This is a genomic window from Variovorax sp. OV084, from assembly GCF_900111625.1.
Taxonomy (GTDB): domain Bacteria; phylum Pseudomonadota; class Gammaproteobacteria; order Burkholderiales; family Burkholderiaceae_C; genus Variovorax.
Genome location: NZ_FOII01000003.1, coordinates 74,729 through 98,261, shown reverse-complemented (window position 1 = coordinate 98,261; position 23,533 = coordinate 74,729). Strand labels below are relative to the sequence as shown.

The 23,533-nt window shown below is 68.6% G+C and carries 17 protein-coding genes; 12 read left to right on the top strand and 5 right to left on the bottom strand.

Going from position 1 to position 23,533, the window contains the following annotated elements:
• Positions 1-84 precede the first annotated feature (84 nt).
• Complete coding sequence (locus tag BMW87_RS10535) at positions 85-465, top strand: DUF3597 domain-containing protein (RefSeq protein WP_093055446.1); 381 nt, start codon at positions 85-87, stop codon at positions 463-465.
• Between the two features lie 72 nt (positions 466-537).
• Here the strand turns inward: BMW87_RS10535 and BMW87_RS10530 are convergent, their stop codons facing one another.
• Positions 538-1,320 (bottom strand): SDR family NAD(P)-dependent oxidoreductase, encoded by a 783-nt coding sequence (locus tag BMW87_RS10530; protein WP_093076171.1) that lies wholly within the window; start codon positions 1,318-1,320, stop codon positions 538-540.
• 136 nt (positions 1,321-1,456) lie between these two features.
• Between BMW87_RS10530 and BMW87_RS10525 the strand changes: the two genes are divergently transcribed.
• Positions 1,457-1,825 (top strand): hypothetical protein, encoded by a 369-nt coding sequence (locus tag BMW87_RS10525; protein ID WP_256216727.1) that lies wholly within the window; start codon positions 1,457-1,459, stop codon positions 1,823-1,825.
• Between the two features lie 19 nt (positions 1,826-1,844).
• Here BMW87_RS10525 and tgt read toward each other — a convergent pair whose 3' ends face one another.
• Both tgt and queA read right to left on the bottom strand, forming a co-directional pair.
• Positions 1,845-3,017, bottom strand: coding sequence for a tRNA guanosine(34) transglycosylase Tgt (gene tgt, locus BMW87_RS10520; RefSeq protein WP_093076170.1), 1,173 nt, complete (start codon positions 3,015-3,017; stop codon positions 1,845-1,847).
• A 5-nt stretch (positions 3,018-3,022) separates the two neighbouring features.
• Positions 3,023-4,066, bottom strand: coding sequence for a tRNA preQ1(34) S-adenosylmethionine ribosyltransferase-isomerase QueA (gene queA, locus BMW87_RS10515; protein WP_093076169.1), 1,044 nt, complete (start codon positions 4,064-4,066; stop codon positions 3,023-3,025).
• A gap of 82 nt (positions 4,067-4,148) precedes the next feature.
• Between queA and recG the strand changes: the two genes are divergently transcribed.
• The gene (gene recG / locus BMW87_RS10510) at positions 4,149-6,275 is read left to right on the top strand and encodes an ATP-dependent DNA helicase RecG (RefSeq protein ID WP_093076168.1); all 2,127 of its coding nucleotides are present in this window, start codon (positions 4,149-4,151) and stop codon (positions 6,273-6,275) included.
• Positions 6,276-6,281: 6 nt separating this feature from the next.
• On the opposite strand, the gene BMW87_RS10505 is transcribed toward recG, so the two are convergent.
• Positions 6,282-6,914 (bottom strand): LysE family translocator, encoded by a 633-nt coding sequence (locus BMW87_RS10505; protein ID WP_093076167.1) that lies wholly within the window; start codon positions 6,912-6,914, stop codon positions 6,282-6,284.
• A gap of 74 nt (positions 6,915-6,988) precedes the next feature.
• On the opposite strand from BMW87_RS10505, the gene BMW87_RS10500 reads away from it, so the two are divergent.
• On the top strand, positions 6,989-7,225 hold the full coding sequence (locus BMW87_RS10500) for a hypothetical protein (RefSeq protein ID WP_093076165.1): 237 nt from the start codon (positions 6,989-6,991) through the stop codon (positions 7,223-7,225).
• On the opposite strand, the gene BMW87_RS10495 is transcribed toward BMW87_RS10500, so the two are convergent.
• Positions 7,222-7,926: a GntR family transcriptional regulator gene (locus tag BMW87_RS10495; protein WP_093055458.1), complete on the bottom strand. Its 705-nt coding sequence runs from the start codon at positions 7,924-7,926 to the stop codon at positions 7,222-7,224. The two genes, BMW87_RS10500 and BMW87_RS10495, sit on opposite strands and share 4 nt — an antisense overlap.
• Positions 7,927-8,218: 292 nt before the next feature.
• Between BMW87_RS10495 and BMW87_RS10490 the strand changes: the two genes are divergently transcribed.
• The 8 genes from BMW87_RS10490 to BMW87_RS10455 all read left to right on the top strand — a co-directional run bounded on the left by BMW87_RS10490 (position 8,219) and on the right by BMW87_RS10455 (position 23,532).
• Positions 8,219-8,959, top strand: coding sequence for a DUF969 domain-containing protein (locus tag BMW87_RS10490; RefSeq protein WP_093055460.1), 741 nt, complete (start codon positions 8,219-8,221; stop codon positions 8,957-8,959).
• A 2-nt stretch (positions 8,960-8,961) separates the two neighbouring features.
• Entirely contained in the window at positions 8,962-9,918 is a 957-nt protein-coding gene (locus tag BMW87_RS10485) for a DUF979 domain-containing protein (protein ID WP_093076164.1), read from the top strand.
• A 10-nt stretch (positions 9,919-9,928) separates the two neighbouring features.
• On the top strand, positions 9,929-10,606 hold the full coding sequence (gene pcp, locus BMW87_RS10480; RefSeq protein WP_093076162.1) for a pyroglutamyl-peptidase I: 678 nt from the start codon (positions 9,929-9,931) through the stop codon (positions 10,604-10,606).
• 17 nt (positions 10,607-10,623) lie between these two features.
• Positions 10,624-11,391 carry a LamB/YcsF family protein gene (locus tag BMW87_RS10475; protein WP_093076161.1) on the top strand — a complete coding sequence of 256 codons (768 nt, stop codon included), beginning with the start codon at positions 10,624-10,626 and terminating at the stop codon, positions 11,389-11,391.
• Positions 11,392-11,393: 2 nt separating this feature from the next.
• The gene (locus tag BMW87_RS10470) at positions 11,394-12,986 is read left to right on the top strand and encodes a 5-oxoprolinase subunit B/C family protein (RefSeq protein ID WP_093076635.1); all 1,593 of its coding nucleotides are present in this window, start codon (positions 11,394-11,396) and stop codon (positions 12,984-12,986) included.
• A 10-nt stretch (positions 12,987-12,996) separates the two neighbouring features.
• Complete coding sequence (locus tag BMW87_RS10465; RefSeq protein WP_093076160.1) at positions 12,997-14,727, top strand: acetyl/propionyl/methylcrotonyl-CoA carboxylase subunit alpha; 1,731 nt, start codon at positions 12,997-12,999, stop codon at positions 14,725-14,727.
• Positions 14,728-14,731: 4 nt separating this feature from the next.
• Complete coding sequence (locus tag BMW87_RS10460; RefSeq protein ID WP_093076158.1) at positions 14,732-15,733, top strand: TRAP transporter substrate-binding protein; 1,002 nt, start codon at positions 14,732-14,734, stop codon at positions 15,731-15,733.
• 293 nt (positions 15,734-16,026) lie between these two features.
• Complete coding sequence (locus BMW87_RS10455) at positions 16,027-23,532, top strand: non-ribosomal peptide synthetase (protein ID WP_093076633.1); 7,506 nt, start codon at positions 16,027-16,029, stop codon at positions 23,530-23,532.
• The last annotated feature ends 1 nt before the right edge of the window (position 23,533 follow it).

Genomic DNA, 23,533 nt, shown 5'->3' with positions numbered 1-23,533 from the left:
TGCCGCACGGTCGTGCTACAACCGCCGACTGCGACACAAACGTTGCCGCAGACTTCCAGCCAACCCCTTCGACGGAGCACCAGCATGAGCATTTTCGGCAGCATCCTTTCCAAGATTTTCCCGTCCGCAAACGCCGCGCCCGCACCTGCTGCGCCGGCCCCCGACGCACCCGCAGGCGCCCCCGCCGCAGCGGCGCCGCCGCCCGCCATCACCGTGGTGGACGTCGAGGCCCTGCTCGACGGCATGCCCGGCGCGAGCAGCCTGAACTGGCGCACCTCCATCGTCGACCTGATGAAGCTCCTGGGCCTGGACAGCAGCCTCGACGCACGCAAGCAACTGGCCGCCGAACTGAGCTACGGCTCGGACACCAGCGACAGCGCCAAGATGAACATCTGGCTGCATCGCCAGGTGATGACCAAGCTGGCCGCGAACGGTGGCAAGGTCCCTGCCGAACTGCGCGACTGATCCGCTCGCAGTGCAAACAAAAAAGCCCGGCATGCCGGGCTTTTTGCTTGGGGGAGAAGGCGAAGAAAGGCTTCAGGTCCAGCCTGCGTCCACCACATAGTCCTGCGCCGTGCACATGCGCGAGTCGTCCGCCGCCAGGAACAGCGCCATCGCCGCAATGTCCTCAGCCATCACGCGGCCCGGCAGGCATTGCGCCGCATCGATCTCCGCGCCCGATTCGGGCTTGACCCACAGCTTGATCTGCCGCTCGGTCATCACCCAGCCCGGCACGATCGAATTCACGCGAATGCTCTGCTTGCCCAGGTCGCGCGCCAGCGAGCGCGTGAGGCCGCGCGCCGCCGCCTTGCAGGCCTGGTACACCGGGTAGCCCTTGCCCTTGATCATCCAGCTGATGGAGCCGAAGTTGACGATCGAGCCGCCGCCCAGCGCGCGCATGTCGTCGGCCACAGCCTGCGCCGCGAAGAACTGGTGCTTGAAGTTGACGGCCACGAGGCGGTCGAAGTCTTCGCTGGTCACGTCGGCCATCTCGTGGCGGCGGTCGTTGGCCGCGTTGTTCAGCAGCACGGCGATCGGTCCGAAGCGCTGGCGCACCGCGTCGATGGCGGCGGCGAGCGCGACTGTATCGGTCACGTCGCACGGTACGAACAGCGCCGGGTGCTCGCCTTGCAGCTGGGCTGCGAGCGCGTTGCCGGCAGCCGCATCGAGGTCGCAGAAACCGACCTTCGCGTCCTGCGCGTGAAAGGCCCGCACCAGCGATTCGCCGATGCCGCTGGCGCCGCCGGAGATGAACACGGTGCGCCCGGCCAGCGAGGGATAGCGGGCGGTGTAGGGCGAAAGTTGTGATGCGTTGGTCATGTGAATGCAGCAACAGCGGTAAGGAGAGGCGGCAAGCGTACCGGATGCATGTGCCCCTGCCGGGCGCGGGGCCGCCGGCCGGCGTATGGCTTACGGCGAATGGGCAGCGCGGGCCTGTGTGACTACGCTTGCCCGCATGACGAAGACCTTTCCCCGCCGCGCCCTCCTTGCGCTCTCGCTTCTCCCTGCCGCCCTGGCGGTGCGCTCAGTTCGCGCCCAGGCGCCGGCAGCGCCCGTGCAGCTCTTCAAGGTGGTGTCACCGCGTGACGAGGTCGTCGTGGGCGTCGATGCGGCGCAACTCGGCGCGGGTTCCAACCCCGCCGTCGAGCGGCTGGCCGCGCAGCTCGCGGCGAAGGGTCAGCTCACGCTCTGGCAATACGCCTCGCACAAGGATGTGAGCGGTGCGCTGGTGCAGGCGCCGCTCAAGCAGATCGTCGTCTTCAAGAACGAGCTGCTGCGCATCGAGCCCTATGCGACGCCGCTGCCGATCCAGCCCTTGAAGTAGCGGCCGGCAGCCCTGGGCGTCAGACGCCGCGTGCGCGCTCCGACTTGAAGCGCGCGCGAAACTCCGTGAACGTGCCCGCGTCCAGCGCCTCGCGAATCTCGCTCATCAGGTTCAGGTAATAGTGCAGGTTGTGGATGGTCGTGAGCATCGGCCCCAGCATCTCGCCGCAGCGGTCCAGGTGATGCAGGTAGGCGCGGCTGAAGCCCTCGCGTCCGCCGTCGTTCCAGCTCACGCCCGAGGTGCCCGCGCAGGCGTGGCATGTGCAGCTCGGGTCGATCGGCTGCGGGTCGCTCTTGTGGCGCGCGTTGCGCATCTTCAGGTCGCCGAAGCGCGTGAAGAGCGTGCCGTTGCGCGCATTGCGGGTGGGCATCACGCAGTCGAACATGTCGACGCCGTCGGCCACGCCCTGCACCAGGTCTTCGGGCGTGCCCACGCCCATCAGGTAGCGCGGCTTGTTCGCGGGCAGCCGGTGCGGCGTGTGGCCCATGATGTGCAGCATCTCTTCCTTGGGCTCGCCCACGCTCACGCCGCCGATGGCATAGCCAGGAAAGTCCATGTCGACCAGCGCGGCCAGCGACTCTTCGCGCAGGTTCTCGAACATGCCGCCCTGCACGATGCCGAACAGCGCGTTCGGGTTCTCGAGCCGCGCGAACTCGCTCTGGCAGCGCCTGGCCCAGCGCAGGCTCAGCTCCATCGAGATGCGCGCCTCGGCCTCGGTCGTGATGTGGCCCTTGGTGTCGTAGGGCGTGCACTCGTCGAACTGCATCACGATGTCGCTGTTGAGGATGGTCTGGATCTGCATCGAGACCTCGGGCGTGAGGAACAGCTTGTCGCCGTTGACGGGCGACGCGAACTTCACGCCCTCTTCGCTGATCTTGCGCATCGCGCCCAGCGACCACACCTGGAAGCCGCCCGAGTCGGTGAGGATGGGCTTGTCCCACTTCTCGAACTGATGCAGCCCGCCGAAGCTCGCCATCACGTCGAGGCCGGGGCGCATCCACAGGTGGAAGGTGTTGCCCAGGATGATCTGTGCGCCCATCTCTTCCAGGCTGCGCGGCATCACGCCCTTGACGGTGCCATACGTGCCCACGGGCATGAAGATCGGTGTTTGCACCTTGCCGTGGTTGAGCGTGAGCGTGGCGCGGCGCGCGTGGCTGTCGGGGTCGGTCTTGAGGAGTTCGAAGTTCAGCATGTCATTCAGTCCTTGGTCCGTGCGAGCAGCATGGCGTCGCCGTAGCTGAAGAAGCGGTATTGATGGGCGATGGCGTGGGCATAAAGCGCCATCACGCGCTCGTAGCCCGCGAAGGCCGAGACCAGCATCATCAGCGTGCTCTTGGGCAAATGGAAGTTCGTCACCAGCAGGTCGACGTGCTCGAAGGCGAAGCCCGGCGTGATGAAGATGCGTGTGTCGCCCGTGGCCTCGCCGCTCTTGGCCCACGACTCGAGCGTGCGCACGGTGGTCGTGCCGACCGCGACGATGCGACCGCCCCGCGCCTTGCACTCGGCAATGGCGCGTTGCGTGGCCTCGGGCACCTCGTAGCGCTCGGCGTGCATCGTGTGTTCGGCGATGTTCTCGGTCTTCACCGGCTGGAAGGTGCCGGCGCCCACGTGCAGCGTGACGTTGGCGCGCTGCACGCCGCGCGCTTCGAGCTCGGCCAGCAGGCCTTCGTCGAAATGCAGCGCGGCCGTGGGTGCCGCCACCGCGCCGGGCACGCGCGCGAACACGGTCTGGTAGCGGCTTTCGTCGTCGGCCGAATCTGTATGCGTGATGTAGGGCGGCAGCGGCACGTGGCCGCAGCGGGCCATCAGTGCGTACGGGTCTTCGCCCGCGTCGCTCTCGAAGCCGAAGCGGAACAGCGCACCCTGCTCATCGGGCCAGCGGCCGAGCAGCGTGGCGCGAAAGCCGCCGACCATCTCCAGCGTGGTGCCAACAGGCGGCTTCTTGCTGACCTTCATGTGCGCCACGACCTCGTGGCCCTGCAGCACGCGCTCGACCAGCAGTTCGAGCTTGCCGCCGGTGGGCTTCTCGCCGAACAGGCGCGCCTTGACCACACGCGTGTCGTTGAAGACCAGCAGGTCGCCCGCGCGCAGCAGCGAAGGCAGGTGCTTGAAGATACGGTCGACCGGTGCGGGCCCTGTGCCGTCGAGCAGACGGGAGGATGTACGTTCGGTGGCCGGGTGTTGCGCCACCAGATCGGGTGGCAATGCAAAATCGAAATCGGAGAGCGTGAAGGCGCGCATGGTGCTTGAGGGCCGGACGGGCCCGTGCCAAGGAGGCATGGGGAAAAGAAAAAACAGGGCGGGAGCCGGGCAGAATTGTCCCATGCCCGCCGCGTCCAAGCCCGAACCGCCCGAAAAGACCGCAGCCGCGCCTGCGGCACCGGCGGCACCAGGTTCGGGCCTGAGCCTCGTGCAGCGCGCGCTGCGCAAGCTCGGCCTCGTGCGCGACATCGACTTCGCGCTCTACCTGCCGATGCGCTACGAGGACGAGACGCGCATCGTGCGGCTCGCCGACACGCGTGACGGCGACATGGCGCAGGTCGAGGGCGTCGTCACCGAATGCGAGGTGGTGTACCGCCCGCGCCGCCAGTTGCTGGCGACCATCGACGACGGCAGCGACACGTGCCAGCTGCGCTTCTTCAACTTCTATCCCTCGCAGCAAAAGCAGCTGGCGATCGGCGCGCGGGTGCGCGTGCGGGGCGAGATGCGTGGCGGTTTCGTGGGGCGGCAGATGATGCATCCGACCGTGAAGGCGGCCGGCACCGCGCTGCCGAATGCGCTCACGCCGGTGTATTCGACCGTGGCCGGGCTCGCGCAGCCTGTGTTGCGGCGCGAGGTGCGTTCGGGTCTTGCCCGCGCGGTGCTCGACGAGACGATTCCCGTGCAGATCGGCCTGCGCGGTGCGTGGGACCTGCGCGCCTCGCTGAGCTTTCTGCACTACCCGACGCCCGACGTGGCGATGGCCACGCTCGAAGACCACAGCCATCCGGCCTGGCAGCGCATCAAGGCCGAAGAACTGCTCGCGCAGCAGCTGTCGCAATTGCAGGCCCGGCTGGAGCGCGCGGCGCAGCGTGCGCCGGTGCTGCCCGCGCCTGCCGAGCCGGTCGCGACCTCGCTGCACGCGCAACTGCTCGCGGTGCTGCCCTTCGGCCTTACCGGCGCACAGCAACGCGTGGGCGAAGAGATCACGCGCGACCTGGGCCGCGAGATACCGATGCACCGGCTGCTGCAGGGCGACGTGGGTTCGGGCAAGACCGTGGTGGCGGCGCTCGCGGCGGCGCGCTGCATCGACGCGGGTTTCCAGTGCGCGCTGATGGCCCCCACCGAAATCCTCGCGGCGCAGCATTTCGGCAAGCTCGTCGGCTGGCTCGATCCGTTGCTGGCCGAGCGCGGCCTGCGCGTGGCGTGGCTCACGGGCAGCCAGAAGAAAAAGGAGCGCGATGGGATGTCCGCCGCCGTCGAAAGCGGCGAGGCGGCGCTGGTCATCGGCACCCACGCGGTCATCTCGGAGAAGGTGCGTTTCAAGAATCTCGCGCTGGCCATCATCGACGAGCAGCATCGCTTCGGCGTGGCGCAGCGCCTGGCCTTGCGCGGCAAGGCCGGCGGGCATCTGGAGCCGCATCTGCTGATGATGAGCGCCACGCCCATCCCCCGCACGCTCGCGATGAGCTACTACGCCGACCTCGACGTGTCGACGCTGGACGAGCTTCCGCCGGGCCGCACGCCCATCGTCACCAAGCTGGTGGCCGACCACCGGCGCGATGAAGTCATCGACCGCATCCATGCGCAGATCGCGCAGGGCCGGCAGGTGTACTGGGTGTGTCCGCTGATCGAGGAGAGCGAAGCGGTTGACCTGCGCAACGCGACCGAGACGCGCGACGAACTGGCCGAGACGCTGGGCGAGCCCACCCAGGTCGGCCTGCTGCATTCGCGCATGCCCACGGCCGAGAAGCAGGCGGTGATGGCCGCATTCACCGCCAATGAAATCCAGGTGCTGGTGAGCACGACCGTGATCGAAGTGGGCGTCGACGTGCCGAATGCCTCGCTGATGGTGATCGAGCATGCAGAGCGCTTCGGCCTCTCGCAGCTGCACCAGCTGCGCGGTCGCGTGGGGCGCGGTGCGGCGGCCTCGGCCTGCGTGCTGCTCTATGCGCCGGGCGACAGCGGCCGCGTCGGCGAGGCGGCGCGTGCGCGGCTCAAGGCGATGGCCGAGACCAGCGACGGCTTCGAGATCGCCCGGCGCGACCTGGAGATTCGAGGGCCCGGCGAATTCCTTGGCGCGCGGCAGTCGGGCGCACCGCTGCTGCGCTTCGCCGACCTCACGACCGACACGCTGCTGCTCGACTGGGCCCGTGAACTTGCGCCGGTCATGCTCCGCAAGCATCCCGACCTGGCCCAGCGCCACATCGACCGCTGGCTCGGCACCAAGGCCGAGTACCTGAAGGCCTGAGGAAGATCAGGCTGCAGGACGGCGCGTGAAGGCCAGGATGAGGCCGAAGCCGACCATCATGCTGCCGCTCACCCGGTTGAACCAGCGCATCGCGCGGCTGCCATCGGCCAGCCGGCGCATGCGCGCACCGAGCATCGCGTAGAGCGCGATCGCGACCAGCTCGAACACCAGGAAGGTCACGCCCAGCAGCACATAGCTGGAAGCGTAGGCGCCCGGCACCACGAACTGCGGAAAGAAAGCGGTGAACACCAGGATGGCCTTCGGGTTGCCCGCCGCCACGGTGAACTCCTGCCGCGCCAGCGCGCGCATGGAGGGCGGCGCGGATGCGTCGCGCGCCTGCACCTCGGCCGTCGGCGCCGGGGCGCGCAGCAGGCGGATGCCGATCCACACGAGATACGCCGCGCCGATGTACTTGATGACATCGAAGGCCAGCTCCGACGCCACCAGCACTGCGCCCATGCCCAGCCCCGCGATGGCGATCATGATCGCGAAGGCCACCAGCCGGCCGCTGGCCGCGATCACTGCCGGCGACACGCCGTGCTTCGCGCCGTTGGTCACCGACAGCAGGTTGTTGGGGCCGAAAGCCATGTTGATGGCGAAGCAGGCCGGCAGGAAGAGCAGGTAGGCAGACAGGGTCATGGCGGGTCCGTCGGCGGGGCGTTGCAGGGGCTGCCATTATTTCAGCTCATCCCGAGAAAGCCGCGGCGAACGCCATGACAACGAATTCCCCTCTGAAGATACGCAAGGCCGTGCAGGTCGATCTCCCCGCCATCACTGCCATGCTGGCCGACGACGTGCTCGGCGCAGCGCGCGAGCGCCCGGGCGATGCCGCTCTCTACGAAACCGCCTGGCGGCAGAACAAGCGCCGCACCGACGCGTACCGCTTCTACGAGCGCCTGGGGTTCGAGGCCACGCACGAAGGCATGAAGCTCGAACTGGCGGCTGCCTAGTTGTCGATGCCGCTTTCCGGCATCTGCCGCGCGTAGACCGCGAGCACGATGCGCTCGGAGTGAATGAGGTAGTCGTTGAGGGACGCCGAGCCCTCGGCGAACTTGCCGGCCTCGATGAGTTCGAGCAGCTTCGTGTTCATGTCCACATAAGGCGCGTGCAGGAACTCCGGGTCCTTGAGCAGGCCGAAGGCCAGCCGAAGCTCGACCAGGATGTGCGCGAACAGCACGTTCAGCCGCTCGCTGTCGGCCAGCTCCACGATGCCCTTGTGGAACTCCATGTTGGCCGTGCCCACGCCCAGCCAGTCGCCTGCGTCGCGGCATTTCAGGGCCATTTCCACCGCCTCGCGCATGTGCTTCTTGGCCGGGTGGCGCGGGTAGGCCTGCGCCAGCGCCTGGCATTCGATGAGGCGGCGCACCCGGTAGATGTCGATGATCGACGCGATGCTCGGCACCGCCACGAACACGCCGCGGTTCGGCGCGTGCTTGAGCAGCCCTTCCTTGGTCAGCGTGCGGAACACCTCGCGCAGGGTGTTGCGTGAAATCTCGAAGCTGTCGGCCAGCGCGGCCTCCGACAGCCGCTGCCCCGGCGAGAACTCGCCCTTCACGATCTTCTGGCGGATGAGCTCCGCCACCCTGTCGTTGAGCGTCTGCGCGCCGGCGGCTGGCGAGGCGGGTGAAGTCGGGGAGGCCAGTGGGGTCATGCCGGAAGGGGGTGGAAGGAGCGGGGAGTCCGGGCGTTTGTAGCAGGTTTTCCCCGCCGGACGGCACCCGCGCGGCCGCCGCCCGATGCACCAAGTGTTGACACGCTCAGGGTTTTCATGGGGTCAGTCAAGCACTGTTATTGGGCACACTCGAGCAAATTGTTCAACAATTTATGAGAAATGAGTGATTCAGATGATTTGAATTGCTCATTCATTGGCACGCAGTTTGCAAGAAGCGGCTTGCCGGCGCCCCCGCGCAAGGTGTCTCCGAATCCAGAAACGAAAGACCAACATGACTCCTGACATCCCTCATCTGTGGCCGCTGATCGGCGTCGCCGTGATCATTGCGGGCTTCATCCTGCGCTTCAATCCGATGCTGGTGGTGATCGTCACGGCCATCGCCACGGCGATCGCCGCGGGCTTCGGCCCGATGGCGATCCTCACGGCCATCGGCACCGGGTTCATCAAGACCCGCAACCTGCCGCTGATCATTCTTCTGCCGCTGGCGGTGATCGGACTGCTCGAGCGGCACGGCCTGCGCCAGCACGCGCAGAACTGGATCAGCCGCATCAAGTCGGCCACCGCCGGGCGCCTGCTGATCGTCTACCTCGCGGCGCGCGAACTCACGGCGGCAGTTGGCCTGACCAGCCTGGGCGGCCACCCGCAGATGGTTCGCCCGCTGCTCGCGCCCATGGCCGAAGGCGCCACCGAAACCCGCTACGGCAAGCTGCCCGACCGCATCCGCCACAAGCTGCGCGCCTATGCGGCGGCCACCGACAACGTGGGCCTGTTCTTCGGCGAAGACATCTTCGTGGCCTTCGGCGCCATCGTGCTGATGAGCACCTTCCTGCACGAGGCCGGCATCGACGTCGAGCCGCTGCACATCGCGCTGTGGGGCATCCCGACGGCGATTGCCGCCTTCATCATCCACGCCTGGCGCCTGCGCCGGCTCGACCAGTCGCTGGCACGTGAACTGGGCGGCGCACCGGCGTCCGATGCGCCCGCCGTTCCGGCCACGCAGGAAGGCCGCTGATCATGATTCTCTCGATCCAGCACCTCTACATCCTGGTCGGCCTGATCCTCGCGATCACGGCGGTCATGACGCTGGCCGACCGCCAGCACCCCAAGCGCTACACCAGCGCGCTGTTCTGGGGGCTCTATTCGCTGGTCTTTCTGGTCGGCGACAAGCTGCCGCCCGCCTGGGTCGGCGTGGGCGCCATCGGCATGGCCGTCATTGCCGGCCTGCGTGGCGTCGGCGCGGGCAAGCACAGGGAGCCCACGCCGGCCGAGTACGAAACCAGCGCCAGGCGCCTGGGCAACAAGCTCTTCATGCCGGCGCTGGCGATTCCGCTGGTCACGGTGATCGGCACCGTGCTGATGAGCAAGGTGAAGATCGGCGACGCCTTCCTGCTCGACCCCAAGAACACCACGCTGGTGAGCCTGGGCGTGGGCTGCGTGGTGGCGCTGGCGCTGGCCTGCTGGCTGACGCGCGAGACGCCGGTGCAGGGCATGCGCGAGTCGCGCCGCCTGACCGACGCGCTGGGCTGGGCCGTGGTGCTGCCGCAGATGCTGGGCATGCTGGGCCTGGTGTTCTCCGACGCGGGCGTGGGCAAGGCCGTGGCGTACATCACCACGAGCTACATCAACATGGACATCCGCTTCGTCGCCGTTGCGGTGTATGTGCTGGGCATGGCGCTGTTCACCATCATCATGGGCAACGGCTTCGCGGCCTTCCCGGTGATGACGGGCGGCGTCGGCGTGCCGGTGCTGGTGGGCGTGTACCACGGCGACCCGGCGGTGATGGCGGCCATCGGCATGTTCTCGGGCTACTGCGGGACGCTGATGACGCCGATGGCGGCCAACTTCAACATCGTGCCGGCGGCGCTGCTGGAGCTGCCCGACAAGAACGCGGTGATCAAGGTGCAGATACCGACCGCGGCCGCGCTGCTGGTGGTCAACATCTTCCTGATGTACTTCCTGATGTTCCGCTGAGGCGCCGAGCATGACGAAGACCACCGATGGCGCGGCGCCCCGCGTGCTGCTCGCGGGCTTCGAGCCTTTCGAGAACGATCCCGTCAACCCCGCGTGGGAAATCGCTCGCTCGCTCGACGGCTGGACCTGCGAAGGCACCGTGGTGCAAGCGGTGCAGCTGCCCTGCGTGTTCGGCCGCGCCATCGACACGCTCGACGAGGCGCTGGTGGGGCCGGCGCCACGGCTGGTGCTGTGCATCGGCGCGGCAGGCGGGCGCACCGAGATCTCGCTGGAGCGCGCGGCGCTGAACGTCGACGACGCGCGCATTCCCGACAACGCCGGCTACCAGCCCATCGACACCGAGGTGGTCGCGGGTGGGCCGGCGGCCTATTTCTCGACGCTGCCGATCAAGGCCATGGTGCGCGACATGCGCGCAGCGGGGTTGCCTGCGGCGGTGTCGAACAGCGCCGGCACCTTCGTGTGCAACCACATCTTCTATGCGCTGATGCACCGCATCGCGACGAGCCCGGCGCTCGCGCACACGCGCGGCGGATTCATCCACGTGCCCTACCTGCCCGAGCAGGCGGCCTCCAAGCCGGGCGTGGCCAGCATGGCGCTGGCGACGCAGGTCGAAGCCTTCCGCGTGGCGATACGCACCGCGCTCACCGTGCGCGACGACGTGCGCGAGACCGCCGGCCGCTTGCATTGATGACCCTGGGACCAACGATGAACATCGACTTGAACAGCGACCTCGGCGAGAGCCTTGGCGTTTGGCGCATGGGCGACGACGCCGCCATGCTTTCCCTCGTGAGCAGCGCCAATGTGGCCTGCGGCTTCCATGCGGGCGACCCGGCCGGCATTCTGCGCACGCTGCGCCAGGCGAGGGAGCGCGGCGTTGCCGTCGGCGCTCACGTGGCCTACCGCGACCTGATGGGCTTCGGGCGCCGCAACATGGACGTCGACAGCGCCGACTTGCGCGCTGACGTCATCTACCAGATCGGCGCACTCAAAGGCCTTGCCGCCGCCGCCGGCACCACCGTGCGCTACGTGAAGCCGCATGGCGCGCTCTACAACACCATCGCCCACGACGAGCGCCAGGCGCGCGACGTGATCGCTGCCATCCGCGAGATCGACCCCGGCCTGTGCCTGGTGGCGCTGGCGGGTTCGCCGCTGCTGGGCTGGGCGCGGGGCGAGGGCCTGCGCGCCGTGGCCGAAGCCTTTGCCGACCGCGCCTACACGCCGCAGGGCACGCTGGTGTCGCGCCGCGAACCCGGCGCCGTGCTGCACGACGCCGACGAGGTGGCCGCGCGCATGCTGCGGCTGGCCACCGACGGCGTGGTCACGGCCATCGACGGCAGCACGGTGCGCATCGAAGCCGAATCGGTCTGCGTGCACGGCGACAGCCCGGGCGCGGTCGAGATGGCGCGGCAGGTGCGCGCGCGGCTCGAACAGGCAGGCGTGACGATCCGCTCCTTCGTGGAGTCAGCCGCATGACGATGCGCTTCCTGCCGGTCAATTTGAACGCCGTGCTGGTCGAACTCGACGACCTGCCGCAAACCCTCGCGCTGCTGGCCTCGCTGCGCGCCGAACCCATCGCGGGCATCGAAGAACTGGTGCCTGCGGCGCGCACGCTACTGATCACTTTCCGCCCGGCCGCCATCACGGCCGATGAACTGGTGCGGCAGGTCGGCGGGCGCAGCCTCGACGCGCGCGAGACGCGCATCGACAAGCGCATCGAGATTCCCGTGCGCTACGACGGTGAAGACCTGGCCGAGGTGGCCGGTCTGCTGGGCATCACGCCCGAGGAGGTGGTTCGCCGCCACACCGGCAGCGACTACACCGTCGCCTTCACCGGCTTCGCGCCGGGCTTTGCTTATCTCTCGGGCGGACACCCGAGCCTGAACGTGCCGCGCCGCACGGTACCGCGCACGCGCATTCCGGCGGGCGCGGTCGGCCTTGCGGGCAGCTTCAGCGGCGTCTACCCGCAGGCCAGCCCTGGCGGCTGGCAGATCATCGGCATCACCGATGCGCCGATGTGGGACCTGGCGCGCGAGACGCCGGCGCTGCTGCAGCCGGGCGACACGGTGCGCTTCGTGGATGTCACCGGATTGCCACAGGCTGTGCCTGTGACCGTGGCGCCTGTGCCTTCGCAACCGGCTGCTGTGGAAGGCGGCTGCGCCTTCGAGATTCGCGCTGCGGGCCTGCAGGCACTGCTGCAGGACGGCGGCCGGCATGGCCAGGCCGGGCAGGGCGTGTCGGCCTCCGGCGCGATGGACCAGCGATCGCTGCAGGCGGCCAACCGGCTGGTCGGCAACGCATCGGACACGGCCTGCGTGGAGATCGCCTATGGCGGCTTCCAGCTGGTGTGCCGTGGCGACGCGGTGGTCGCCATCACCGGCGCTGACGGCCCCGTCATGCTGACCCGTGCCGATGGCGCGACGTGGACGCTGCCGCGCTACCAGCCCATCGCGCTGGCCGACGGCGACGTGCTTGCGCTCGGCGAGCCGCAGGCCGGCATCCGCAGCTACATCGCCGTGCGCGGAGGCTTCGACATCTCGCCCGTGCTGGGCAGTCTCTCGACCGACACGCTGGCCCGCGTCGGCCCGCCAGCCATCGCCACGGGCGACGTGCTGCCCGTGCGCGCGGTGGCAACCGGCGCCGTGGTCGGTGCGCCCGAAACGCCGCCGGCGGACCTGCCCACCGTGCAGGAAGAAGTCGTGCTCGACATCGTGTTCGGCCCGCGTACCGACTGGTTCACGCCCGATGCGGTCGAGCTTCTGTGCAGCCAGCCGTGGGTGGTCACGCCGCAATCGAACCGCGTCGGCATCCGGCTCGCGGGCGAGGTGCCGCTGGCACGCGCCAATCACGCGGAGCTGCCCAGCGAGGGCACGGCGCGCGGCTCGATCCAGGTGCCGCCCAGCGGCCAGCCCGTGCTGTTCCTGGCCGACCATCCGCTGACCGGCGGCTATCCCGTGATCGCCTCCGTCGCCACCCACCACCTCGACCGCGCGGGGCAGATTCCCGTGAATGCGCGCGTCCGCTTCAAGCCGATGGCCGACGCCGGCTTCGTCGAAACCCTTGCACCGTGAGAGCCTCCCGATGAAAAAACTCCTGATCGCCAACCGCGGCGAAATTGCCGTGCGCATCGCACGCGCCTGTGCCGACCACGGCGTGCAATCGGTCGCGGTGTACGCCGACGCCGACCTGAATGCGCTGCACGTTCGCATGGCCGACGAGGCCTACGGGCTCGATGGCAACAAGCCCGCCGACACCTACCTGAACATCGGCAAGCTGCTGGCGGTGGCCGCGCGCAGCGGCGCCGATGCGGTGCACCCGGGCTACGGCTTTCTCTCGGAGAGTGCGGCGTTCGCGCAGGCCGTCATCGACGCCGGCCTCACCTGGGTCGGCCCGTCGCCGGCCGCGATCGCGATGCTGGGCGACAAGGTGCAGGCCCGCAAGCTCGCGATGAAGGTCGGCGCGCCACTGGTCGCGGGCACGGCCGATCCGGTGAAGAACGCTGGCGAGGTGCTTGCCTTCGCCGAGAAGCACGGATTGCCGGTCGCGATCAAGGCCGCGTTCGGCGGTGGTGGCCGTGGCATCAAGGTGGCGTGGCGGCTCGACGAGGTTGAAGGCCTCTACGAATCGGCGGTGCGCGAGGCGGTAACGGCCTTTGGTCGCGGCGAGTGCTATGTCGAGCAGTTCCTCGACCGCCCGCGCCACGTCGAGGCGCAGGTGCTGGCCGACACGCACGGCAACGTTGTGGTGCTCGGCACGCGCGACTGCTCGCTGCAGCGGCGCAACCAGAAGCTGGTCGAAGAGGCGCCCGCGCCCTTCCTGAGTGACGAGCAGCGCGAACGCATTCACCAGTCGGCGCGCGACATCTGCGCGGAAGCCGGCTACACGGGCGCCGGCACGGTCGAGTTCATGCTGAGCGCGAGCGGTGCGATCTCTTTTCTCGAAGTGAACACGCGGCTGCAGGTGGAGCACCCTGTGACCGAGGAAACCACGGGCATCGATCTCGTGATCGAGCAGCTGCGCATTGCCGAGGGGCTGCCCTTGTCGGTCAGGCAGACGCCGGTGCCGCGCGGCCATGCCTTCGAGTTCCGCATCAACGCCGAGGACGTGGGGCGCGGCTTCATGCCTTCGCCCGGGCCGGTCAAGGTGTTCGATGCGCCTTCGGGCCCCGGCGTGCGTGTCGATGCTGGCGTGGATGCCGGCTCGCAGGTGCCGGGCACCTTCGATTCGCTGATGGCCAAGCTCATCGTCACTGGCGCGACGCGCGAGCAGGCCATTGCGCGGGCGCGCCGTGCGCTGAAGGAGTTCCGCATCGAGGGCCTGCCCACGGTGCTGCCGTTTCATCGTGCCGTGATGGCGCACCCGGACTTCGTGTCCGGCGATGCATTCAAGGTGCACACGCGCTGGATCGAGACCGACTTTGCGAATGGCGATGCGGCAGCGATGCGGCCGGACCCGTTGCCCGATGCGGCCCTGCTGCGCACGTCGATCGAGGTGGATGGGCGGCGAATGTCGCTGGGCCTGCCTGCCGTGCTGCTGAGCGGGTTGTCGGCGGCCGCTGGCGGCGCGGGCGCTGCACCGGTTGAAGCGGCAGCAGTGGTGGACGCCGCTGCCGTGGCCGCGCCGGTCTCCGGCACGGTGCAGGGCTGGAAGGTCGCTGACGGCGACGAGGTCGCAGCGGGCAGTGTCATTGCCGTGATGGAGGCGATGAAGATGGAAATGCAGGTGCTCGCGCATCGCGCGGGGCGCATCGCGTTCTCGGTCGCAGCGGGCGGCTACGTGGCGGCCGGCGCCGCCATTGCGACCATCGGCTGAGGCCATGAGCCAGCCCCTCATCACCCGCCGGACCTTCGCACTGCTGGTGGGCGGTGCGGGCGCCTTGTCTTCCGCCGCATCTGCCGCTCCCGGGGCGACGGTGTGGCGGCTGGCCACCGGCTATCCGTCGGAAAACTTCCACACAGCCAACCTGCTGGCCATGGCGAAGGAGGTCGGGCTCGCGACCGCAGGGCAACTGCGCATCGAGATCCACGCCGGCAATTCGCTGTTCGCGCTGAACGCGATCCGTGCGGCGGTGCAGGACGGCAAGATCGAGGCAGGTGAAGCCATCATGAGCAGCCTTGCTGCCGACGTGCCGCTGGCCGGCGCCGATTCCGTCCCGTTCATCACCAGCAGCTATGCCGACGCGCAACGGCTCTGGCGCATCCAGCGCCCGCTGATCGAACAGGCCTTCGCCGAGCGCGGGCTGCGCGTGCTCTACGCCGTGGCGTGGCCGCCGCAGGGCCTGTATTCGACCAAGCCGCTCGGCGCGATGAGCGACCTGCGCGGCATGCGGATGCGTGCCTACAACGCCACCACCGCGCGCATCGCGACGCTGATGGGGGCGGTGCCCGTCGACGTGCCGGCCACCGAACTCGACAAGGCGCTGGCGGATGGCCGTATCGACTGCATGATGACCTCCGCCGTCACGGGCGTGGAGAGCCGGGTGTGGCAATCCATGCGCTTCTTCTACGAGATCAATGCCTGGTTTCCCAAGAACCTCGTGTTCGTCAACGACAAGGCCTGGAGCGCCCTCGAGGCGCCTTCGCGCGATGCGCTGAAGGCCGCCGCTGCAGCCGCCGAACTGCGCGGTTGGGCGAACAGCGCTGCCGCAGCAGCACGCTCCATGGACGAATTGCGGCGCAACGGCATGAAGATCGAGCAGGTGCCCTTCCTGTTCAGCCGTGACCTGCAGCGCCTTGGCGAGCACTTCTCGCTGGACTGGGTCAAGCAGGTGGGCGTAGCCGCCAACGGCGTTTTCATTCCGTATTTCGACAAGCGGTGAGGCGGCGAACAGAGGGAAGACCCTACTCGTCGCTGAAGAAGTTGCTGCACCGCAACATGCTTTTGTAGCGGTTTTTTTCCGCAATACGACCAAAGATTCCCAATTCCGGAAACCGCGAATTGGGTGATCGCTTTGCGATGAAATCTTTCGCGCTCAAAGCTCCACGTGAAATGTTTTCACTCGGAAAGCTGTCTCTGAAATTGTTGAAACAGCTTGTACATTGATTCGGAGTTTGCGATTGTTTCCTGAGGGATTCGATCGCTGCCGATTCAATTCAAGACGTGGAGAAGTTCATGAGCACGGTCGATCCCCAGGGCGCCGCATCTGCCCTTACCTCGGGTCAGATGGCGATGTGGCTCGGCGCGAAATTCGCCTCGCCCGACACCAACTTCAATCTCGCCGAAGCCATAGAAATCGACGGCTGGATCGACCCCGCCGTCTTCATGGCCGCCATGCGGCAGGTGACCGAAGAGGCCGAGGCCACGCGCCTGAGCTTTGCCGACACCCCGCAGGGGCCGCGCCAGATCGTCGCACCGGCTTTCATGCGCGAAATGCCTTACCTGGATTTCAGCGGCGCAGAGGATCCGGCCGCCGCCGCGCAGTCGTGGATGCACGCCGACTTCAGCCGCAAGGATGACCTGGCGCGGGACCAGCTCTGGATGTCCGCGCTGATCCGCATCGCGCCCGAGCGCCACATCTGGTACCACCGCAGCCATCACATCGTGCTCGACGGTTTCGGCGGTGGCCTGGTTGCGCGCCGCTTCGCCGATGTCTACACCGCACGCATCAACGGCACCGAGGTGCCCGAGGCTTCGCGCATCGCGCCCATCTCGCAACTGGCCGAGGAAGAGAAGGCCTACCGCGAGTCCGGCCGCTTTCCGCGCGACCGCCAGTACTGGACGGAGCGCTTCGGCGACGCGCCCGATCCGCTGAGCCTTGCTTCGCATCGCTCGGTCAACGTCGGCGGCCTGCTGCGCCAGACGGCGCACCTGCCGGCCGCCAGCGTGCGGGCCCTGGCGGACATCGCGCAGCAACTGGGCACCACGCTGCCGCAGATCCTGATTGCCACCACCGCGGCCTACCTGTACCGCGCCACCGGCATCGAGGACATGGTGATCGGCATTCCCGTCACCGCGCGCCACAACGACCGCATGCGGCGCGTGCCCGCGATGGTGGCGAACGCACTGCCGCTGCGGCTCGCGATGCGCCCGGACCTGCCGGTGCCTGAGCTCATCAACGAAGTGGGCCGGCAGATGCGGCAGATATTGCGGCACCAGTCGTACCGCTACGAGCACCTGCGCAGCGACCTGAACATGCTGGTCAACAACCGGCAGCTGTTCACCACCGTGGTCAACGTCGAGCCCTTCGACTACGACTTCCGCTTTGCCGGGCATGCCGCCAAGCCGCGTAACCTGTCCAACGGCACGGCCGAGGACCTGGGCATCTTCCTGTACGAGCGCGGCAACGGGCAGGACCTGCAGATCGACTTCGACGCCAATCCGGCGGTCTACACCGCGCAGGAGCTGGCCGATCACCAGCGCCGGCTGCTTGCCTTCATGACGGCAGTGATCCGCCAGCCCGACCAGGCCATCGGCCACATCGACCTGCTGCAAGCCAGCGAGCGCGAGCAACTGCTGGTGACGTGGAACGACACGGCCCATGCGGTGCCCGACACCCATCTCACCGCGTTGATCGAGGCACAGCTTGCCGCCAACCCGCAGGTCATCGCATTGCGCTTCGCCGGCGAGGACATGCGCAACGACGAGCTCAACCGGCGCGCCAACCGTCTCGCGCACCTGCTGCGCGCACGCGGCGCGGGCCCGGAGCGCACCGTGGCGCTGGCCATTCCGCGTTCGCTGGACCTGATGGTGGCCTTGCTTGCCACGCTGAAGACCGGCGCCGCCTACCTGCCCGTCGACCCAGACTTTCCGCAGGACCGCATCGCCTTCATGCTCGGCGACGCGCAGCCGGTGTGCCTGGTCACCACCGCAGCGCTCGCGGAGTCGCTGCCGGCAGACGCCCCGAAACTTCTGCTCGATGTAGCGCAAACGTTTGCGGATCTGGCGAATTGCGCCGAAACCGATCCCGCCGTCGCGATCGATCCCTCGCACCCGGCCTACGTGATCTACACCTCGGGCTCGACCGGGAAGCCGAAGGGCGCGGTCGTGTCGCACCGCGCCATCGTCAACCGCCTGCGCTGGATGCAGGCCCGCTACGGCCTGCAGGCCGGTGACCGCGTGCTGCAGAAGACGCCGTCGAGCTTCGACGTGTCGGTGTGGGAATTCTTCTGGCCGCTGATCGACGGCGCCACGCTGGTGCTGGCAAAGCCGGGCGGCCACAAGGACGCGGCGTACCTCGCGGGGCTGATCGCAGACGAAGGCATCACCACGATCCACTTCGTGCCGTCGATGCTGGAGGTTTTCCTGCTCGAACCCATGGCCCCCAATTGCACCTCGCTGCGGCGCGTGATCTGCAGCGGCGAGGCCTTGTCGCCCGCGCTGCAATCGCAGTTCCAGCAGATCCTGCCGTGCGAGTTGCACAACCTCTATGGGCCAACCGAGGCCGCTGTCGACGTCACTTCGTGGGAGTGCCCGCGCACGCCCGAAGACGAGCCGTCGTCGAAGAGCGTGCCTACCGTTCCTACCGTTCCGATTGGCCGCCCGATCTGGAACACACAGATGCACGTGCTCGACAGCGGCCTGCAGCCGGTGCCGCCCGGCACGACCGGCGAGCTGTACATCGCGGGCATCGGCCTGGCGCGCGGCTATCTGAACCGCCCGCTGCTGAGCGCCGAGCGCTTCATTGCCAACCCGTACGGCGAACCCGGCAGCCGCATGTACCGCACCGGCGACCTCGCGCGTTGGCGCGCCGACGGCAGCCTGGACTTTCTCGGCCGTGCCGACCAGCAGGTGAAGATCCGCGGCCTGCGCATCGAGCCGGGCGAGATCGAATCGGCGCTGCTGCAGCATCCGCAAGTCGCACAGGCCGCGGTGATCGCGCGTGAAGACGTGCCGGGCGAGAAGCGCCTTGTGGCCTACGTCGTGGCGGCCGATGCGGCCGACCCGCAGGCAGCCGAGCTGCGCACCCACCTCGCGCAAACGCTGCCCGAGTACATGGTGCCCTCGACCTTCGTCGGCATGCCGGCCTTGCCGCTGGGCCCGAGCGGCAAGCTCGACCGCAAGGCGCTGCCGCCGCCCGAACTGCAGGCGGCCACGCCTTATGCCGCGCCTCGCACGCCCACCGAACGCATCCTCGCGGGGCTCTGGGCCGAGACGCTGCACCTGCCGCGCGTCGGCATCAACGACAACTTCTTCGAGCTCGGCGGGCACTCGCTGATGATCGTGCAGCTGATCTCGATGATCCGCCAGCAGTTCATGATCGACCTGCCGCTGGACACGCTGTTCCAGGTCTCCACCATCGCCGGCCTCGCGGAGCTGCTCGACCAGGCCTCGCAGGCGCGGCCCAGCCTCAAGCCGATGCCGCGCCCGGCGCGCATTCCGCTGTCGTTCGCGCAGCGCCGCCTGTGGCTGATGAACCAGCTCGAGAACTCGAACCCGGCCTACAACATGCCGCTGGCCCTGCGCCTTTCGGGCGTGCTCGACCGCGATGCGCTGCAGGCCGCGCTGGACGACCTGGTGCAGCGCCACGAAAGCCTGCGCACCATCTACCCGAACGAAGACGGGCTGCCGTACCAGCAGATCCTCGATGGCGCACAAGCGCGCGCGCTGCTGATCGAAGCCGACAGCAGCGAAGACGAGATCGCTGCCCAGTTGCACGCCGCGGCACGCCTCGGTTTCGACCTCGGCAACACGGCCCCCTTGCGCCCCCATCTGTTCAGGCTGGCCGCCGACGAGCACGTGCTGCTGCTGCTGACGCACCACATCGTCGGCGATGGCGCCTCGCTGCTGCCGCTGGCGCGTGACCTGAGCATCGGCTACGCCGCACGCAGCGAAGGCAAGGCGCCCGGCTGGTCGCCGCTGCCGCTGCAATATGCCGACTACGCGCTGTGGCAGCAGGAACTGCTCGGCAGCGAAGACGACGCCGAGAGCATGGCCGGCCGCCAGCGCGAGTTCTGGCGCGAGACCCTGCGCGACCTGCCGGAGCGGCTGAGCCTGCCGGTCGACCGTCCGCACCCGGCCGTTCCCAGCTACCACGGTGACGTGGTGCCGGTGCAGATACCGGCGCATGTGCACGAGCGCATGCTGCAGCTGGCGCGCGACGGCCAGGCCAGCGTCTTCATGGTGCTGCAGGCCGCGCTCGCGGGCTTGCTGAACCGGCTGGGCGCGGGAGACGACATCGTCATCGGCACGCCGGTTGCCGGCCGCAGCGATCACGCGCTGGACGACCTGATCGGCTGCTTCGTCAACCCGCTGGTGCTGCGCACCGACACCTCGGGGCAGCCGGGCCTGCGTGACCTCGTCGCGCGGGTGCGGGCCACCAACCTTGCCGCGTACGCGAACCAGGAGTTCCCGTACGACCGGATCGTGGAACTGCTGCGGCCGCAGCGCTCGGGCGCCAACCTGCCGCTGTTCCAGGTCATGCTGGGATTCCAGCAGGGCGGCAACCGGCTGTCGTTCAGCCTGCCCGGCCTGTCGATCACGCCGCAGCCGGTGGCCGTGGACACCGCCAAGTTCGACCTGTCCTTCATCCTCGACGAACTGCGCGGCGCCGATGGTCTGCCGGGCGGCATTGCCGGCGGCATCCAGTACAGCACCGACCTGTTCGACCGCAGCACCGTCGAAGCCATCGCGGCGCGACTGGTGCGCCTGCTGGAGCAGGCCTGCGACGCGCCCGACGCCGCGCTGGGCAGCCTGGACATCCTGAGCGAAGAGGAAGACCAACGCCTGCTTGCCGACTGGAGCGGCAGCACGCTCGACATCGCGCCGCTCTCGCTGGCCGCCATGGTGGAGTCGCACGCCGCCGAGCGTCCGAATGCACCGGCGGTGGTGCTCGACGGCGCGACGGTCAGCTACGCCGCGCTCGACGTGCGGGCCAACCGGCTTGCGCACCTGCTGCGGGGCCGGGGCATCGGCGCCGGCGCCATCGTCGCGACGGTGTTGCCGCGTTCGCTCGACCTCGTCGTGGCGCACCTTGCCATCGTGAAAGCAGGCGCGGCCTACCTGCCCATCGACCCGAATCACATGGCCGGGCGCAGCGCCTTCGTGTTCGGCGAGGCGGCACCCGCGGGCGTGTTGACCCATGCATCGCTGCTGCCGGAGTTGGCCGGCATTCCGCATTGCCTGGCGCTCGACAGCGACGAGACGGTCGCCGCACTGGCGATCCAGTCTGACGACCCCGTGGCGCAGTCGCGAGCGGTCGATGCGCGCGATGCCGCCTACGTCATCTACACCTCCGGCTCCACCGGCCTGCCCAAGGGTGTGGTGGTGCCGCATGCCGGCCTGAGCAGCCTTGGCGCATCGATGGCGCAGCGCTTTGCCATCGGCCACGACTCGCGCGTGCTGCAGTTCTCTTCCAGCGGCTTCGACGCTTCGGTGATGGACCTGCTGATGGCCTTCCACGCCGGCGCCGCGCTGGTGGTGCCGTCGCCGCAGCAACTGCTGGGCACGGAACTGGCCGAGCTGCTCGAGCGCCAGGCCGTGAGCCATGCGCTGATTCCGCCCGCCGCGCTGGCAACCCTGCCGCACGGCGAATTCCCGCATCTGCAGACGCTGGTGGTGGGCGGCGATGCCTGCCCCGCCGCGCTGGCCGCGCGCTGGTCGCAAGGTCGCCGCATGATCAATGCGTACGGCCCGACGGAGATCACCATCTGCGCGAGCACGAGCGCGCCGATGAATGCCGAAGAGCAGCCCTCCATCGGCCAGCCGGTCTGGAACACGCGGGTGTACGTGCTCGACGACAGCCTGCAGCCGGTGCCGCCCGGTGTCGCGGGCGAGCTCTACATCGCCGGCAGCGGGGTGGCGCGCGGCTACCTGAACCGCCCGCTGCTCAGCGCCGAACGCTTCATCGCCAACCCCTTCGGCGAACCCGGCAGCCGCATGTACCGCAGCGGCGACCTGGTGCGCTGGCGCGGCGACGGCAGCCTCGACTTCCTGGGCCGCGCCGACCAGCAGGTGAAGATCCGCGGCTTCCGCATCGAGCTGGGCGAAATCGAATCGGTGCTGCTGCAGCACCCGCTGGTGACGCAGGCGGCAGTGATCGTCCGCGAGGACGTGCCGGGCGAGAAGCGCCTCGTGGCCTACGTGGTCGCTGCGGCCGATCCGCAGCCGATCGAGTTGCGCGCCCACATGGCGAAGGCGCTGCCCGACTACATGGTGCCCTCGGCCTTCGTCCACCTGCCGTTCCTGCCGCTGACCCAGAGCGGCAAGCTCGACCGCAAGACATTGCCGGCGCCCGAGCAGCAGGCCGCTGCGCCATACGCTGAACCCCGCACGCCCACAGAAAGGCAACTGGCCGTGCTCTGGGCCGAGACGCTGCACCTGGAACGCGTCGGCATCCACGACAACTTCTTCGAGCTCGGCGGGCATTCGCTGATGGCCATCCAGCTCGGCATGCGCATCCGCCAGCAGGTGGGTGCGGACTTCCCGCACGCCGAGGTCTACAACCGACCGACCGTCGCCGAACTCGCCGCGTGGCTCGACGACTCTGCCGGCACGGCCGAGGCGCTGGACCTGTCGCGCGAACTCGATCTGCCCGCGCACATCCGCAGCCAGGATGCCTCGCCGCCGCTGGCTGCAAAGCGCGTGTTCCTGACCGGCGCCAGCGGCTTCGTCGGCAGCCACCTGCTGGCTGCGCTGCTGCGCGACACATCGGCCTGCGTGGTCTGCCACGTGCGCGCCGCCGACGAAGAGGCGGGCAAGCGCCGCCTGAAGCTCACGCTGGCCCAGCGCCAGCTCGGCGCGATCTGGGACGACACGCGCATCAAGGTCGTCACCGGCGACCTCGGCAAGCCGCTGCTCGGCCTCGACGACAGCGCCGTGCAACTGGTGCGCGACGGCTGCGACGCCATCTACCACTGCGCCGCGCAGGTCGACTTCCTGCATCCCTATGCCAGCCTGAAGCCCGCCAATGTCGACAGCGTGGTCACGCTGCTCGAGTGGACCTCGCAGGGCCGGCCCAAGAGCATGCATTACGTCTCGACGCTGGCGGTGATCGACCAGAACAACAAGGACGGCACGGTCACCGAGCAGTCGGCTCTCGCTTCGTGGAGCGGGCTGGTCGACGGCTACAGCCAGAGCAAATGGGTCGGCGATGCGCTGGCCCGCGTGGCGCAGGCGCGCGGCATGCCGGTCGCGATCTACCGGCTGGGCGCGGTCACCGGCGACCACACCCACGCGATCTGCAACGCCGACGACCTGATCTGGCGCGTGGCGCATCTCTATGCCGACCTGGAAGCGATTCCCGACATGGACCTGCCGCTCAACCTGACGCCGGTGGACGACGTGGCGCGCGCCATCCTCGGCCTTGCGGGCCAGCAGGCGTCGTGGGGCCAGGTGTTCCACCTGATGAGCCAGGAGGCGCTGCGGGTGCGCGACATTCCCCCGGTGTTCGAGCGGCTCGGCATGCGGCTCGAACCGGTGGGGCTCGAGCCCTGGCTGGAGCGGGCGCATGCACGGCTCGCCGTGGGGCAGGACCGCGACCTTGCGGCGGTGCTGGCGATTCTCGACCGCTACGACACCTCGGCCACGCCGCCGCAGGTCAGCGGCGCGGCCACGCATGCACAGCTCGAAGCCATCGGCGCGGCGATCCGCCCGGTGGACCGCGAGCTGCTGCAGCGCTACTTCGTCGACCTCGGCATCGACACCAAGGCACGCCGTGCCCTGGAAACCAGCGCTTCATAGG